This window comes from Lacrimispora indolis DSM 755 (assembly GCF_000526995.1).
GTDB classification, from domain to species: domain Bacteria; phylum Bacillota; class Clostridia; order Lachnospirales; family Lachnospiraceae; genus Lacrimispora; species Lacrimispora indolis.
In genome coordinates this window covers 5795043-5812204 of sequence record NZ_AZUI01000001.1, presented here as the reverse complement: position 1 = coordinate 5812204, position 17162 = coordinate 5795043, and the positions used below count along the sequence as shown (strand labels likewise).

Here is a 17162-nt window from a genome sequence, read left to right as displayed (position 1 = left end):
TTAAAAATATTAAGTCAGGTACTTGACATTAAAACGGTCAGGTGTTACACTGATTAAAAAGTCAGGTACTTGACATATGAAAATAATAGGAATGATAGCAGGAGGACTTAACAGTGGATGAAATTAAAGGCACGATCAACGGACAACTGCAGCAGCTTCAAATGCTCATGCACCGCGCAATGTTTAACCATTTTGGCAAAATGCACAACCCTCACAGGGGGCAAGGCCGGGTGCTGGCAATTCTCAAATTGAAACCCGTAATCAGTCAAAAGGAATTGACCTATTTGCTCAATATGAGCAAACAATCAGTTGCAGAGCTGGTTGCAAAGCTGGAAAAATACGGCTATATAACCCGCGAACCGTCAGAGGACGATAAGCGGGTTATGACTATCCGGCTGACCGAAAAAGGCGCGAATGCCGCCGGCAGTACGGACGAGAGCGAGCCGGACGTTTTGAAAGTCCTTGACTGTCTGAATGATGATGAACTGACTGATTTTAGTAAATACCTGGGGCGAATCATCGGGCAGTATGAGGAGCAATTTCCTGACGAGGATTTCGAGGAGAGGCGTAAGTATATGGAGAAATTCATGTCGTCTTACGGACACGGTTATGAACATTGGCAGCACGCCGGTTATGGATTTGGTGGGCATGGACATGGACACTGCCAGACTGGAACAAGACATTCAATGTTCAAAAAAGGAGGGATTGGACATGACGAGGACGACAAGTGAAAATCCGCCCATGTGCAGTAAGGATAATTGGTCTGTGTCAACCGGGATAAGGGCCATTTTACCGGACATTATGGTTAATTATATCTGGGAAATTGCGTTATGGGGTGATTGGAGAAACGAAGAAAAACAGTCATTCGTACTTGAAGCCGGGAAACTAAGCGGACGGGACATACAGGACATATACCATGTTTGCAATGGCGGCAATTCAATGGATAAGCGTCGGGTATACGGTGTAGACCCTGTAAACTGCAAATTGCAGGTAGTTAATTATCAGGGCAGCTATCAAATGCAATTTTATATGAGCCAATGAAAAGCCGTGAGTCTGCCGAAACCTACTTAAAAGCCATTTTTCTATTGCGGCAGAAACTTGGCAATGTCCGTTCTATTGACGTTGCAAATGACCTTGGCATATCAAAACCGAGTGTCAGCGTTGCTGTGAAAAAACTTAGTAATGAGGGATTACTCACAATGGATCGTGACCGTAATCTCATTCTGACTGAGGACGGACTTAAATATGCTGCTTCTATATTTGAACGCCATGTAGTAATTGAAAACTTTCTGAAGGATATTCTCGGCGTTGGGGAAGAAAACGCACATAAAGATGCCTGCCGTTTGGAACATATAGTAAGCCCGGAAACATTCAGCAAAATCAAAGAGGTTTACGGAGAAAAAACAAAGTCAGATCGTTAATGTTTTTATAAAAACCTCATCAACAAGGGGAACGAAAAACATTGTTGTAATTGCTGAAGGGTTACACTTAAAGGAGTAGAAGGTGGTTTTGAAAATTGAAACCGCTGTCTTTCCTTTTACTCTGTCATGGAACAGGTTTTCGTTTGCACCTCGGATTTTCACTGATTGTTTAAGAAACAGCATCAAAATAATAAAGAAAAAACATGTAACGGCAGATGATCCTTGTATTGTTAAGAGACGGGATTATCTGCCATTATTCTGTTATATATACTCTTAAAAGTGAAATACAATTGGAATCGGAACCTTGATGAACGCCAGATTTCCGGATGAAAGTTTAAGCAGACTGATACTGGAAATATTATTCAATCAGGTCATTTTTGCACCGTTTATCTGAATGGGCAGTTTTACACATGTGGCAGCCTATGGTGTTTATGAATGATAAAAGCTTGTTGGAAAAAAGAAGGAAATTGTTCGAAACATGTTTCTTAAACATAAATTATTGTAAGTATTGTCAATAGCAGAAAATGAACTTGACGTATTAAAATAGTTATACATTATAGAAAGCGCTTTCTTAATCAAAATACATGAAATAGCAGGAGGATAAGAACTGAAATATATCAAAAATAAATCAATAGTATCAAAATAAAGGCGTATATTTCACTGCATTTTACTTCGTACAGAAAGCGTTGTAAATGAAGGAGATATTGGAATATGGCTACAATATACGATGTTTCAAGAGAATCAGGTTTTTCCGTTTCTACGGTTTCCAAGGTGATAAACAATTACAAAGGTGTCAATAAAGAGACCAGTGCCCTTGTAAAGCAAACCATAAAGGAACTGGGATTTGTACCAAATAATACGGCAAGAACACTGGCGACCCAGAAATCCTGGCTGATCGGGATCGTTTTTGCAGAGGAACAGGGAATGGGGATCATGCATCCCCATTACAGCGGCATTCTTCAGGGATTTAAAATGGTGGCAGGAGGTTATGGCTATGACATTGTTTTTATCAACAATTTCCTGGGAGAAAAAAAGATATCTTTTCTGGAACACTGCAAATACCGGAATGTAGACGGAGTCTTGCTGGCGTTAAATAACAGCTTCTTAGAGCAGTTTAAGGATTTGCTGGATGCTCCCCTGCCAAAAGTATCGGTGGAGGGAATATTTCCGGGGGTTCCGTCTGTCATTTCTGATAATGCCATGGCCGCCAATCAGAGCTTAAAGCATCTTTATATGCTGGGGCACAGAAAGATAGCGATTCTGGCTGGCCCTCAGGATACGGTTTCCGGAAGCGAAAGGTTTAAGGAATACAGGCGGTTCATAAGAGAAAACAATCTGGAATGGAATCCCAAGTACTGCGTGGAAGCATCCAAGTATTCAAGAGAAGCCGGATTGGAAGCGGTGAATATCCTTTTTCAGCAATGCTGGGATGAATTTCCTACTGCCATTTATGCCACGTATGATGAGTATGCCAGTGGGGCCATAGAGATCCTGAGGAAGAGGGGATTTCGGATTCCGGAAGATGTATCTGTGATCGGAAATGACGATTTGCCGGTAGCTTCCTATGTTTCACCGGGAATTACGACGATTCGCCAGGACAGGGAGCAGATCGGAGCACAGGCAGCAAGGCTGCTGGTGGAAATAATGGAAAAGAAAACAGGGAGTACGGAGACAATAAGAATTCCAACAAAATTGATTGTAAGGGAAAGCACGTTCCGGATGCCGTAAAAGAACTGAGAAAGCCTGTTTTAAGACGAAACAGAAAAAAGATAGGAACAGACGACTATGACTTTAATTCATAATCCTATTTTAAGAGGATTTAATCCTGACCCTTCTATTTTGCGGGTTGGACAGGATTATTACATTGCCACTTCTACATTTGAGTGGTTTCCGGGAGTAAGGCTTTATCATTCGACCGATCTGGTGAACTGGGACCTCATCGGATATCCCCTTGATTCAACAGAAAAAATCAATATGCTGGGGGAAGATAATTCCTGCGGGGTCTGGGCCCCGTGTCTGTCCTACAGTGAAGGGATCTTTTATCTGGTGTATACCGATGTGAAGTCCTATCGGGGCAGTTTTAAGGATACCCATAATTATCTGATTACGGCTGAAGACATCTGCGGACCATGGAGCGAACCGGTTTATATAAACTCCAGCGGCTTTGATCCGTCGCTGTTCCATGACGAAAACGGAAAAAAATACTTTTTAAACATGCAGATGGATTACCGCTCTTATCATTCCAAATTCGGTGGAATTGTTCTTCAGGAATACGATTGCAGTAAGAAAAAGCTGGTTGGAGAGCAGAAACTGATTTTTAAAGGCTCTCACATCGGATATGCAGAAGGCCCCCATCTGTACCAAAGAAACGGGTACTATTATCTGATCACAGCAGAAGGTATGACAGGCTTTGACCATGCAGTCACAGCAGCGAGGAGCCGGACGATTTCAGGGCCTTATGAGACTGCTCCCAATACGCCGCTTCTTACGACGCGCCATCTGCCGGAGTGCGGACTGCAGAAAGCAGGACATGCCAGCCTTGTAAGCACGCCGGATGGAGAATGGTATCTGGCACACTTATGCAGCAGGCCGGCCGGCGAAGACAGACGGTGCATACTGGGAAGAGAAACAGGGCTGCAGCGGGTGATATGGCGCAATGACTGGCTGTATATGGAGAACGGAACCATAGGACCGGATATGGTGCTCCAGATAGGAATGGGAGAAAAAGAAATTCCGGTTGATCCTGTGGAGCTGTTTGAGGATTTTAACGGCAGCACATGGGACAAAAATCTGCAGACACTGAGAGTCCCCCTGGGAGAAAGAGGGGATTTAAAAGCAAGAGAAGGCTGGCTGAGGCTGTATGGGGCAGAATCCTTAAATTCAAAATACAGGCAGTCTCTGCTGGCCCACCGGCAGCAGGAATTTTATGTGGAAGCAGTTACAAAAGTTGATTTTGAACCTCAGAACTTCCAGCAAATGGCCGGACTGACGTATTTTTATAATACGGACTGCTACTATTACCTGTATCTTTCCAGAGATGAATATGAGGGAAAGACACTTTCCATTCTTCAATGTGATTTGGGAAGAGGGAGCCATCCCATAGGAATGGGAGTTTCCATCCCGGAGAATAGGGAGCTGTATCTCCGCCTGAAGACATCAAAGGAAAAAGCACAGTTTTCCTATTCCTTTGATGGAGAGACTTATTTAAATATCGGAGATGCCATGGATGCCACAAAGCTTTCCGATGATTATTTTCAAAGTACCGGTCATGTTATGTTTACAGGAGCTTTTATTGGCATATGCTGTCAGGATTTATCCGGTATGGGAGGGTATGCGGATTTCGATTTCTTTTCTTACAAGGAAGAATAGGTTTTGGGAGGGATATTAATGAAGGGATTCGAGTATGTCTGGAAAAAGAAGTGGTCTTATCTGATGCTGCTTTTTCCTGTGCTGTATTATATCATTTTTAAGTACATTCCCATGGGAGGCCTGGTAATGGCTTTTCAGGACTACAATATCTTCCGTGGGGTGTTTGACAGCAAATTTGTGGGTTTTTCGGTATTTGAAAAGATTTTCAGGGACAAGCAGTTTTGGAATGTTGTCAGAAACACTCTTATGCTGAATCTGCTCACCCTGGCAATGAATTTTCCTCTTACCATAGGCTTGGCGCTGCTGCTCAATGAGGTTACCAATGCCCGTTTCAAAAAGCTGTCACAGTCTCTGCTGTATTTGCCTCACTTTATCTCCTGGGTGGTTGTAGCGGGAATCGCAATGAACCTTTTTTCAGTTACATCAGGAACTTTTAATCACATGATCAAGGCGGCAGGAGGAAATCCTGTTCCGTTTTTAAGCAGTAACGGCTGGTGGATATTTACCTATGTAATCTGCAATGTGTGGAAAGAAATCGGCTGGGGGACGGTGATCTATCTGGCGGCACTGACCGGAGTGGATGAAAGTCTTTATGAGGCTGCTTATCTGGATGGGGCTTCCAAGCTAAAACGGATTATACATATTACCATTCCAATGATCAAGCCTGTGATCATTACCATGCTGATTCTGTCAGTGAGCAAAATGATGTCCATTGGACTGGATGCGCCTCTGCTTCTCGGCAATACAAAGGTCATGGGGGTATCTGAGGTGATCAGTACTTATATCTACAGGATCGGTATTGAAAAAGCACAGTATTCCCAGTCAACAGCGGTCGGACTGTTCCAGTCGGTTGTCAATATCATTGTTTTGCTTGCAGCTGATAAGTTTGCAAAGAAGATCGGGGAAGAAGGGATCATATAGCCGAATGAAAAGAACAGGAGGATATGGAAATATGAAGGGGGATACCTACGGGAAAAAGAAAGGGATAAAGATCGGAACGGCGGCACTTTACGGGGTACTGACAGTTACGGTGATCGCCTGCATCTATCCTTTTTTAAATGTATTGGCTTACTCTTTGAGCGGAAATGCGCCTGTACTGTCAGGAAGAGTGACATTTTACCCCATAGATTTTACTTTAAATGCATATAAAGAAATTCTGGTAAAGCAGACACAGATCTGGAGCGCGATGTATGTTTCCGTCATCGTAACCATTCTGGGAAGCGGACTCGGACTGTTTTTAACCGTGGCGGCAGCCTATGTATTATCTGATCCCACCTTAAAGGGAGGGAAATTCTTAACCGGTATCATCCTCTTTACCATGTATTTTAACGGAGGAATTATACCTACCTTTTTGGTAGTGAAGGGAATTGGGCTCTATGACAGCATTGCCGGTCTGGTGATCCCGTCCGCCATGAATGTATTTAACTTTATTGTCATGAGAACCTTTTTCCGGGGAATGTCCAAGGAATTAAAGGAGGCAGCCTATATTGACGGCGCAAGTGAGATGCAGGTATTGTTCCGCATTGTCCTGCCTTTGTCTGCCCCCATTATTGCAACCATCGGACTGTTTTATGCAGTTTCCTACTGGAATGATTATTTCAGTGCCCTGCTGTATATTCAGACGCCGAATAAATATACGTTGCAGCTGCGGCTCAGACAGCTTTTGTTTGCAGGACAATTGAGCCAGGTATCTGCTTCATCGGACAATCTGGGGACTGCCGTTATGGCGGAGTCCTTAAAGATGGCCAGTGTCATAGTTTCAACCGTTCCGATCATTCTGGTATATCCATGGCTGCAGAAATATTTTGTAAAGGGTGTTATGGTCGGTTCGGTAAAAGGGTGATTTGTTTCAAAAGTGTATGAAATAAAATAAACTATAAAATGGGAGGAAATGCAAATGAAAGGAAAATCAGCAATTTGTCTGGCAGCTGTAATGCTGCTGAGCGGCTGCAGCGGAACTGGAGGCAGCAGTCAGCCGGGACAGACAGCAGCAGAATCTGCTGCATCAGAAACTGGTTATGTTACCACTTACGGAGAGAAAACATTTGATAATGTGACGATTACAGTGGAGCTTTTTGACCGGAGCACGGCACCGGCAGGCTCTACCATTACGGAAAACCGATGGACAAATTATATAAAAGAAGAAATGAATAAGGTGGGCATTAACGTAGAGTTTGTTGCGGTTCCCAGAAATGAAGAAACCACAAAGATTCAGACCATGATGGCCAGCGGCACGGCGCCGGACATTATTATGACTTATGACCCCACCCTGGCAGAAAGCTATTACGTTCAGGGTGGTACCTATGATTTAAGTCCTTATATTGACGGAGACGGTCAGGCGAAAAATTTAAAGGCATATGTGACGGATCAGGTACTTGATCTGGGCAGAAATACGGAAGGCGGATTATGGGCAATTCCTGCCAGACGTTCCATTACCGCACGTCAGAATGTGTTTATCCGGAAGGACTGGCTGAACAAGCTGGGAATGGAGATTCCGACCACAACGGATGAACTGTACAACGTATTAAAGGCTTTTAAAAATAATAATCCGGATGGAAGAACGGATGTGGTTCCGTTTTATTCTACCTACATGAAGTCCGACTGGACAACATGGCTGTCGTCAGCGTTCATGCAGACGCTGGGAGATGAGGCGGCGGCAGGTGTTTCCTATAAGATGTCAGCCTACTTAGATCCGGGATATAAGGACTATCTGCAATTTATGAATAAATTATATAACGAAGGTCTTCTGGACCCTGAATTTTATACCAGTACCGATCAGGATGGAACTCTGAAGGAAAAATTCGTAAATGGGCAGCTGGGAATCGGAGAATACAGTGCAAACGGAAATGTGGACGCCTTAAGAGGAGGGCTTTTGCAGAATCTAAAGGCCCTGGAGCCAGAGGCTGATATGGTTTCCATTCCGCCTTTAAAGAATGTGAATGACGGGAAACAGTATAATCCTCAGTATTCCCTGTGCGGAGCCTATAACATTGTTCCGAAAACCTGCAAAAATCCGGAAGCAGTGGTGACCTATCTGGATTGGCTGAGTACCAAAGAAGGCGGCTTTGCCATCTTCCATGGATTTGAGGGCGAGCATTACAACTTAGAAGACGGGGTACCCGTGGTCATCAATTCGGATTTTAATGCCGAGGATAAGGACTGGATCCGTCATGACCTGTTCCTGGTAGGAAATCAGGGATATTACGCTTCGGAAGAAGATTTCATGAAGGCCACTTCAAAGGAGATTCCAGGTTATGAGGAGTATGTAATGGACAACTTCGAAAATGCCATTGCAGGAGACCTTGTGTATGATCCCGCATATACTTCTCCTACCCAGTCAGAAAACAGTGCAAAGATCCTGCTTGCAGATGACGAATATCTTGTAAAATGTATGACTTGTGCTCCAGAAGATTTTGATAAAACCTTTGATGCATATATGGAAGCGCTGAAGGAAGCCGGAGCAGAAGAGGTGAAAACGGAAAGAGAGGAATATTTCCGGAATAAGTGATGTGGTACATAAGTCTGGTTTTGAGGCGGATTGCTTTCCGCCTCAAGACCAAAAGCTGGCGGAGAGGAAGGATAGAATATGATTCAAGTAGCGGTCATAGGTTTGGGAAATATATCGGGCAATCATTTGAACGGGCTTCTGGCCTTTCAGGAACGGTGCAGAATTGTCGCCCTTTGTGATATTTATCCGGAAAAGGCACAGGCGGCAAAAGAACGCTTCGGCCTTACAGAGGCAAGGATATTTGCCGATCATAAGGAGATGCTGGATTACGGACTGGAAATTGATTTGGTCCATGTGTGTACACCCCCATCCAGTCATGGGGAAATTGCCATAAACTGCATGAATGCCGGAAAAAACGTATTGGTAGAAAAGCCCATGGCTCCCAGCCTGAAGGAATGCGATGAAATGATTGAAGCGGAACGGCGGAATGGAGTGGTCATGGCCTGTATTGCACAGAACCGCTTCCGGAATATCATCTGGAAGCTGAAAAAGCTGGCAGACAGCGGTCTGGCAGGAAAGATCCGCTGCGCCCACATTGATTCTCTCTGGTGGAGAGGCCATTGCTATTATGATTTATGGTGGCGTGGAACCTGGAAAAAGGAAGGCGGCGGTCCTACTCTTAATCATGCCGTACATCAGATCGACATGCTGAACTGGATTCAGGGATCTCTTCCTTCGGAAGTATCCTCCATGCTCGCCAATGTGATGCATGACAATTCAGAGGTAGAAGATCTGTCCTTTGCGGCGCTTCGGTATGAAGATGGATCTGTGGCAGAGGTGACCAGCTCTGTTGTGCATCACGGCGGAGAGCAGGGAATTATGCTTCAGTGCGAGTATGCAAAAATAGCTGCCCCCTGGTCCTGTGCGGCTGAAATTACACAGGAAAACGGATTTCCGTTACCGGAAAAGAATACGGAGCTTATGGAAAAGCTGGAACAGGCTTATGGAGAAATAAAAGATCTGGAATATGAAGGCCATACCGGAGAAATCGATGATGTTCTCAGCGCCCTTGAGCACGGAAACCGGCCGTTGATCACCGGGCTTGATGGAAGGAAGACCGTGGAACTGATTACCGCGATCTATAAGGCCGGATTTGAGAAACGGACGGTGTCCTTACCCATCACAACGGATGATGAATACTATACGGCAGATGGAATTGGCAGGCATGCCATCCATTTTTATGAAAAGGCAGCGAGTGTAGAAAATTTTGCGGCGGCGGATATATCCGTCGGGAATTATGGGGAGAAAAAGAAATGACGGTAAATCAAAAAGACGGAATGAACTATGCCCCCAAAGGAAAACCGGCCCCGGTTGTGAAACCGGGGGAATTTATCATAGGGGCAGTGGGTCTGGACCACGGACATATTTATGGAATGACCAACGGACTGTTGGAAGCCGGTGCAACATTAAAATGGGTGTATGATCCGGATCCGGAAAAGGTGAAAAAATTTTTGGAGACCTACCGGGAAGAAGGTGTTATGGCGGCTGAAAGTGAAAATCAGATACTTTCAGACCCGGAGATCAGCCTGGTGGCGTCGGCATGCATCACCTCAGAGCGCGCAGCTCTGGGAGTAAGGGTCATGGAAGCCGGAAAGGACTGCTTTGTGGATAAGGCGCCTCTGACAACTCTGGAGCAGCTGGAGATGATAAAGGCCGCAGTAAAGAGGACCGGCAGAAAATATATGGTGAGCTACAGTGAACGGCTGCATGTGGAAAGTGCCGTGTATGCAGGGGAACTGATCCGGGCAGGTGCAATCGGTAAGGTTATTCAGGTACTGGGACTGGGCCCTCACAGATTAAATGCTGCTTCCAGGCCGGATTGGTTTTTTGAAAAAGAAAAATATGGAGGCATCCTGTGCGATATCGGAAGCCATCAGATTGAACAGTTTTTGTATTATACAGGTGCCAGGGACGCAACAGTGGTAAACAGTGAGATCGGAAATTACAATCACCCGGAATACCCGGAGCTGGATGATTTCGGTGACGCCACCCTGGTAGGTGACAACGGAGCCATGGGATACTTCCGTGTGGACTGGTTTACGCCGGACGGCTTGTCTGTCTGGGGAGACGGAAGGACCTTTGTCCTGGGAACGGAAGGATATATTGAGCTTAGGAAGTATGTGGATATGGAAAGGGAAGGCGCCGGTGATTTTGTGCTCTGGGCGGATAAGGAGGGAGAGCATTCCGTCAATGTCCGGGGCCGTGTAGGTTTTCCGTTTTTTGGTCAGTTGATCCTGGACTGCATCAACCGTACGGAACATGCCATGACCCAGGAACATGCCTTAAAAGCGGCGGAGCTGTGCGTAAAGGCACAGATGCTGGCCAGAAAAGTAAAATGAGAGGATGAATCGCATATGCTTAGAATCGGGATTGCAGGGCTTGGTGTCATATCGGAAGTTCACAGGAAGGTGATTGGCTCTCTGCAGGGCGAAGCAGAAGTAACTGCAGTCTGCGACTGTGATATCCGGAAAAAGGAGAAAGCCCTGGAAACTGTATTTTATACGGATCTGGCACAGATGCTTAAAAATGAAAGCCTTGACTGCCTGCATATCTGTCTGCCTCACCACCTGCATGTGCCTGCGGCAAAGCTGGCTGCATCTATGGGAGTTTCAGTTTTCATGGAAAAACCGGCTGGCTTGAATACAGAGGATATAGACGCCCTGCTTCAGAATGAGGACCTTAACCACATTCATCTTGGCGTGTGTTTTCAGCACCGCTATGATGCTTCTGTCCAGAAAATGCTCAAAATTCTGGAAGAAGGAAGCTATGGGAAGCTTTTGGGCTGTAAAGCCGCGGTCACATGGAACCGGACCGGGGATTATTATAACAGAGATCCCTGGAGAGGAAAAAAGGCAGAAGCCGGAGGCGGAGTCATGTTAAGCCAGGCGGTTCATACCATGGATTTAATGGAGTTGTTTTGCGGAAAGCCTGTCTGGACAAAAGGAATGGCAGGAAACCTTCTTCTGGAGGATATTGAGGTAGAGGATACGGCATGCAGCTTTACGATGTTTGAAAAAGATGTTCATGGAGTATTCTACGGCACGGTTACCCATTGCAGGAATTCCAGTGCTGAACTTGAGGTCACAACGGAAAAAGGAACCTTTTTTTTAAGAAACGACAAATTGACTGTGTTGAAGGATGGGCAGGAAAGCGTTTTGGCAGAGGACCATGCAGAAGGTGGAGGAAAGGATTATTACGGGTACAGCCATTCCCGTGCCATCCGGGAATTTTATCATATGCTGGCAGGCAGCGGAGGGTCTTGCATCAGTCTTAGGGAAGCCAGAAAGGTCAGCGTCCTGATCGACAAGATCCAGGAATCTGCAAAGACTGGAAAACGGGTTTATTTTGATCTGTAAACAAAAACCAATATTTGATGAGGCTTTGAATATGAAACAGAAAAGTGAAAGAGAACGCAGACTGTGGGCTCAATTTGATGCACTGCAGCTGGGAAGCGGCTGGGCAGAGGAAGATATTGAAAAGCCCCAGATCCTGATTGAAGATGTATATGGGGATTCCCATCCGGGAAGTGTCCATTTAAACCGTCTGTCAGATCAGGTGAAATGGGGTGTGCTGTCAGCCGGAGGATATGGCGCACAGTATCACGTGACAGATATTTGTGACGGCTGTGCACAGGGCCATGACGGAATGAATCTGGTACTGGCATCAAGAGAAGCCATCTGCGATATGGTGGAGGTTCATGCCGGTGCTGTGCCTTGGGATGGGATGGTTCTTTCCAGCTCCTGTGATAAATCGGTTCCGGCCCATTTAAAAGCAGCGGCCAGAATGGATATTCCAACGGTTTTTCTGCCGGGAGGAAGCATGAGGCCGGGGCCTTATATGACTACTTCTCTGGTGGCCGGAGATATATCCCTAAGGGAAAAAAGAAAGAATGAAATAACAAAGGAGGAGATCCGGGAATATAAATTGACCGGCTGTCCTTCTGCGGGGGCATGTACCTTTTTGGGAACGGCTTCCACCATGCAATGTATGGCAGAAGCTTTGGGAATGGCTCTTCCCGGCAGTGCCCTGGTTCCGGCCACCATGCGGGATATTTCGGAATACGCAAGGCGGGCGGGAAAAGCGGTCATGAATCTGGCCCGGATTGATTTAAAGCCGTCCCAGATTATGACCAGAGAGGCGTTTCAAAATGCAATCATCCTGCATAGTGCCATCGGCGGTTCTACCAATGCCACCCTGCATTTGCCCTCCATTGCATCGGAACTGGGAATGGAGCTGCCTATGGAATGGTTTGATGAAATCAATCACGAAATCCCTCATTTATGCAATCTTACACCCAGCGGAACTCAATTGACGGAAAGCTTCTGGTTTGCAGGCGGAATCCCAATGGTTCAGATGCTGTTAAAGAATTATTTGAACCTGGATGTTATGACTGTGACCGGAAAAACCCTTGGAGAAAATCTGGAGGATATCCGTAAAGAAGGCTTTTTCGAACGGAATCTGGGATATTTACATAATTACGGATTGAAACGGCAGGATGTCATTCAGGAACCGGAAGATGCAGAAGAAAAAGGTTCCATTGCAATCCTGAAAGGGAACTTAGCTCCCGAAGGATCGGTCATTAAATATTCTGCCTGTGCAGGAGAACTGCGCTCCCACACAGGAACAGCAAAAGTGTTTGACTGTGAGGAAGATGCTTTTTCTGCGGTTGTCAGTCATGAAATAGAGCAGGGAGATATTCTTGTGATCCGTTACGAGGGGCCCAGAGGAAGCGGTATGCCGGAGATGCTTATGACAACGGAAGCCATTGTTTGTGATAAGGACTTAAACGGTAAGGTTTCTCTTGTGACAGATGGAAGATTTTCCGGTGCGACGAGAGGTGCAGCCATCGGCCACGTGTCTCCGGAGGCTGCCAGGGGCGGACCGTTGGCTTTTATAAGGTCAGGAGACTTAATTCATTATGATGTGGAAAAAAGAATTCTGGATATCGTAGGGATCGCCGGAGAAAAAATGACACCGGAAAAAATTGCTGAGGAAATGGAACGGAGAAAATCAGAAGAAGATCCCAAACTGCCCGCAGGAAGAAAAGGGCTTTTTGGCAGGTATACCAGGCATGCACTGTCTGCGATGCAAGGGGCAGGTTATTAGGGAAGGAAGAATATGAAGAAAGCAAATTATTATACACCTGTTGTTACTGTCTTTGATGAAACAGAAAAGCCGGACAGCAACGGAAACCGGAAAATCTGGGAACACCTGATAAGCGGCGGCGTCAGCGGTCTGGTCATTATGGGAAGCATTGGGGAATTTTTTGCTCTTGATTATGAGGAAAAGCGCCGTCTGATATGTGATGTGACGGACTATGCAAAAGGAAGGACCAGGCTTTTAATTGGAACCGGAGGCATGAATGCGGAGGAAACAGTTTTACTTTCCAACTATGCGCTGTCAAAGGGAGCGGATGCAGTGCTGGTAATAAGTCCGTACTATTTTTCCCTGTCTGAAAGGGAAATACATCATTATTATGACACGGTATGCGGTAAAATCAAGGGGAAGGTTTATCTGTATAATTTTCCTGCCAGGACCGGCTATGACATAAGTCCCCAAACCACCCTTGAGCTTCTGCGCAGCCATGGAAATATTGTAGGTTATAAGGACACTGTGGGGGAAATGGGACATACCCGTGCCCTGATCCAGACAGTGTCACAAGAATTTCCTGATTTTGAGATATTCTCTGGTTTTGACGAATTCATGCTTCATAATATGCTCTCAGGAGGAAGCGGCTGCATAGGCGGATTATCCAATATTTATCCGGAATTGGCTTCGGCCTGGGTCCGGGTAGTGGATGAAAGAAACCTTGAGGCTTGTGAAAACATTCAGGGAATTTTTGACCAGCTTATGGAAATTTATTCTGTGGCAGAGATCTTTGTGCCGGTCATAAAGGAAGGAGTCAGGAACAGGGGAATTGAGATAAGTATTAAGTGCAGGAATCCTTTGACACCTTTGACGGAAAAACAGAAAAAGCATTTGTCAACAATTATGGCGGCTTGCGAAGACCGGATGAGGAAATGCCATATTTTGTGATATGGAATCAGGAACTTAGGTTGTGCCAGGGAAGCAGGGGGTGAAAGAAGGAATGGATGCAGTGAAAGGAAACATGGATTTATTTCTGTTTATGGGTCAGTCTAATATGGCAGGCAGGGGGATTCCGGATGGAAAAACCGGAGAGCAAGCTCCGGTAATTTTGCCTGGTGCCGGCTATGAATACCGTGCCGTGACTGCGCCGGACCGCCTTTTTTTAATGGAAGAGCCTTTTGGGAAGGAAGAAAACCGGGAAGGCGGGATCGATGATGGGGATAAAAAGACCGGCTCCCTGGCGGCTGCCTTTATCAATGCCTATTACCTTTGTACGAGAATTCCGGTTGTTGCAATTTCAGCCTCCAAGGGAGGTTCCTCCATTCTGGAGTGGCAGGCAGGAGGAGAATTTCTTGAAGATGCGAAGGAGCGTTTGCGGTCTGGCAGGAAGTATTTGGTGGAACAAGGCTTTTGTATTCGCCATATTTATATGCTTTGGTGCCAGGGAGAAACCGATGGAGACCGGGGGTTGGAGCCTGAGGAATACCGGTTATATTTTGAGAGGATGCTGGGGGAAATGAAGGAGACAGGCACGGAAAAGTGCTTTCTGATCCGGATTGGAGAATATAACGGAGAGGAAGCGGTAAATTATGATAAGATAATAAAAGTGCAGACCCAGATTCCCAAGGAACATCCCGATGTGGTTTTGGTTTCCACCGATTTTACAGAAATGAAAAAGCGAGGCGGAATGAAAGACTGGTATCATTATTATCAGTGGGCATACAATGAGGCAGGGTTAAAGGCCGGGATGAATGCCGGTATTTTTGTTAATACCGGCAGGGAACCGGTCTTGTATGATCCTCACTATAAAAATATATATTTTAGTAATCAAGATGCGGTCAACTAAAGGAACCGGTATTGTGGAAAATATTTGATATGTATTACAAAGATTATCATAAAATTTAGTCCAATTGCATAAAAAGCAGCACAGGACAATTTCCATTAGAATAAACTGAACTGAGAATGAAAATGCGTTAATTTCAAGCAGTTTGCAGGAGTTTATATGGACAATATCAGTTATAGTGATGAAGCAATGGCAAGTGCAGGATTACCTTATGATAATATAAACTGGTATAGTATTGCGGGCCAGCCTTTTGGTACTGCCTCCAAATTTAATGTTATTATTTTTAACGATGCCAATAACATTGTTGATGTTGAAGGACCTGTAGCAATAGGCGGAAGTTTTTACAGCCCAAGAGGATTGAGTGTTGGATTTGTCAGAAGAGGTAACAAGGAAGTCAGTTACTCACCGGATTTAGTACGCTTTTTAGTTGGCGGTAATGTATCTATGACCGGCCCTTTGGTTGTGATCGGCCATGTGGTTGTGGGAGGCGGATTCCGTGCAGCCAAGGGAAGTACGTATTTAATTGGAAAAGGTGGTATAAATGATGGGATACAAGAACTGAAATTTTTATACCAGGCCAATGGAGGCAGCCAATATTGGACACCATCGGATAAGGGTGATCACTATGTGGTTCCCAGTTATGATGTACCAAGATATATACCTGCAAGCAGGATAGGCGCCGATTTACCCAGATTTTTCAATGATGCCAGGGAAAACATCGGATACTACAAAGACTGTATTGAAGCATTAACTCCAAATGGAGTTGTTGTGGATAATAATTTCGAGTGGATTTTAAGAGGCAATGACCCTGTACAAAATGTATTCCTTATTGATGTAAGGCCAAATGGTTTAATCAACAAAGGAATACGTGCAGAGGTTCCACAAGGAAGCAGGGTTATTGTAAGGCTGAGAACGGGAGCAAATGCTCATTTGCAATACGGTGTTTACGGGGAAAGAAGTAAGGCAAATCAGACATTGTATTTGTTTGAGGATGCATCCAATATTTATATGGAAAAGTCCTCCGATATCTGGGGAAGTATACTGGCACCACAGGCAATGTTCCATGCACATTCTACAGGCGGCCATGTAAGCGGTAATGCTGCTTTAGGCTCGTTTGCAGTAAATGCTGAAAGCGGCTTTGAATTTCATTATTTCCCCTTTGTTGGAGGAGTGGAATGTCAGGGCATAGCACCAGCCCCTGTGGTTCCCACTCCGGAAGTACCTCAGGTATTGCCGGAAAGTGAGGAACAGCCTGCTCAGGTGTGCCCGGAATGCCCGGTGTGTCCGGCTCCGACAATTTGTCCACCACAGGAACCCTGCCCGACGTGTCCGGTGCCGCAACCTTGTCCGCTGCCTGAACCATGCCCGATACCGGAACCCTGTCCGACGTGCCCGGCGCCGCCGCCATGTCCGGAACCGGAACCCTGCCCGACGTGTCCGACGTGTCCGACGTGCCCGACGTGCCCGACCTGCCCGGCGTGCCCGGCACCACTGCCATGTCCGGAACCGGAACCCTGCCCGGTGTGTCCGCCGCCAACGCCTTGTCCTCCCTGCCCGGTGTGTCCGGTGTGTCCGGAACCAACGCCTTGTCCTCCCTGCCCGGTGTGTCCGGAACCAACACCTTGCCCGGCCTGTCCGGTGTGTCCGGAATGCCCGGCGCCAGAACCTTGCCCACCTTGTCCGGAGCCGGAAACGATATTTATTCCCGTTCCAATACCCGTACCTGCAGAGTGCCCGGAACCCGAACCCTGTCCTGTTTGTGAGGAATGCCTGATTAAACCCTGTATTATTATGGGGTGTATTTGGGGCTGCCGGTGCGATAATTTCCATGATTGGGATGTGAAATTATATGAGAGATGCAACGGCATAGACACGTTTCTGTGCTGTTTACAGATTAACGGTTGTGGCTGCTTTAAATTCACAGTTCCTTTTG

Annotated in this window: 15 protein-coding genes and 1 pseudogene; all 16 read left to right on the top strand. The window is 45.9% G+C overall.

What is annotated here, in order from left to right; all coding sequences use genetic code 11:
• The first annotated feature begins 113 nt into the window (after positions 1–113).
• The 16 genes and pseudogenes from K401_RS0128225 to K401_RS33765 all read left to right on the top strand — a co-directional run bounded on the left by K401_RS0128225 (position 114) and on the right by K401_RS33765 (position 16992).
• On the top strand, positions 114–731 hold the full coding sequence (locus K401_RS0128225; RefSeq protein WP_024296087.1) for a MarR family winged helix-turn-helix transcriptional regulator: 618 nt from the start codon (positions 114–116) through the stop codon (positions 729–731).
• On the top strand, positions 712–1041 hold the full coding sequence (locus K401_RS0128220; RefSeq protein WP_024296086.1) for a hypothetical protein: 330 nt from the start codon (positions 712–714) through the stop codon (positions 1039–1041). Before K401_RS0128225 ends, K401_RS0128220 begins: the two co-directional genes overlap by 20 nt.
• The gene (locus K401_RS0128215; protein WP_024296085.1) at positions 1038–1421 is read left to right on the top strand and encodes a metal-dependent transcriptional regulator; all 384 of its coding nucleotides are present in this window, start codon (positions 1038–1040) and stop codon (positions 1419–1421) included. The genes K401_RS0128220 and K401_RS0128215 overlap by 4 nt, the downstream gene beginning before the upstream one ends.
• 711 nt (positions 1422–2132) lie before the next feature.
• The gene (locus K401_RS0128210; RefSeq protein ID WP_024296084.1) at positions 2133–3149 is read left to right on the top strand and encodes a LacI family DNA-binding transcriptional regulator; all 1017 of its coding nucleotides are present in this window, start codon (positions 2133–2135) and stop codon (positions 3147–3149) included.
• Positions 3150–3206: 57 nt separating this feature from the next.
• Entirely contained in the window at positions 3207–4790 is a 1584-nt protein-coding gene (locus tag K401_RS0128205; RefSeq protein ID WP_024296083.1) for a glycoside hydrolase family 43 protein, read from the top strand.
• An 18-nt stretch (positions 4791–4808) separates the two neighbouring features.
• The gene (locus tag K401_RS0128200) at positions 4809–5711 is read left to right on the top strand and encodes an ABC transporter permease (protein WP_024296082.1); all 903 of its coding nucleotides are present in this window, start codon (positions 4809–4811) and stop codon (positions 5709–5711) included.
• Positions 5712–5742: 31 nt separating this feature from the next.
• On the top strand, positions 5743–6633 hold the full coding sequence (locus K401_RS0128195) for a carbohydrate ABC transporter permease (protein ID WP_024296081.1): 891 nt from the start codon (positions 5743–5745) through the stop codon (positions 6631–6633).
• Positions 6634–6687: 54 nt separating this feature from the next.
• On the top strand, positions 6688–8298 hold the full coding sequence (locus tag K401_RS0128190; protein ID WP_024296080.1) for an extracellular solute-binding protein: 1611 nt from the start codon (positions 6688–6690) through the stop codon (positions 8296–8298).
• A 78-nt stretch (positions 8299–8376) separates the two neighbouring features.
• Positions 8377–9555: a Gfo/Idh/MocA family protein gene (locus K401_RS0128185; RefSeq protein WP_024296079.1), complete on the top strand. Its 1179-nt coding sequence runs from the start codon at positions 8377–8379 to the stop codon at positions 9553–9555.
• Positions 9552–10637, top strand: a complete 1086-nt coding sequence (locus K401_RS0128180) for a Gfo/Idh/MocA family protein (protein ID WP_024296078.1) — start codon at positions 9552–9554, stop codon at positions 10635–10637. The genes K401_RS0128185 and K401_RS0128180 overlap by 4 nt, the downstream gene beginning before the upstream one ends.
• Before the next feature lie 15 nt (positions 10638–10652).
• The gene (locus K401_RS0128175) at positions 10653–11654 is read left to right on the top strand and encodes a Gfo/Idh/MocA family protein (protein WP_024296077.1); all 1002 of its coding nucleotides are present in this window, start codon (positions 10653–10655) and stop codon (positions 11652–11654) included.
• A gap of 31 nt (positions 11655–11685) precedes the next feature.
• Entirely contained in the window at positions 11686–13404 is a 1719-nt protein-coding gene (ilvD, locus tag K401_RS0128170) for a dihydroxy-acid dehydratase (protein WP_024296076.1), read from the top strand.
• Between the two features lie 12 nt (positions 13405–13416).
• Complete coding sequence (locus tag K401_RS0128165; RefSeq protein ID WP_024296075.1) at positions 13417–14334, top strand: dihydrodipicolinate synthase family protein; 918 nt, start codon at positions 13417–13419, stop codon at positions 14332–14334.
• Positions 14335–14386: 52 nt separating this feature from the next.
• Positions 14387–15232: a sialate O-acetylesterase gene (locus tag K401_RS31610; RefSeq protein WP_029701044.1), complete on the top strand. Its 846-nt coding sequence runs from the start codon at positions 14387–14389 to the stop codon at positions 15230–15232.
• 156 nt (positions 15233–15388) lie between these two features.
• Positions 15389–16384: pseudogene (locus tag K401_RS34295) on the top strand (collagen-binding domain-containing protein); the annotation flags it as partial.
• A 296-nt stretch (positions 16385–16680) separates the two neighbouring features.
• Positions 16681–16992, top strand: coding sequence for a hypothetical protein (locus K401_RS33765; protein ID WP_242842338.1), 312 nt, complete (start codon positions 16681–16683; stop codon positions 16990–16992).
• Positions 16993–17162 lie beyond the last annotated feature (170 nt).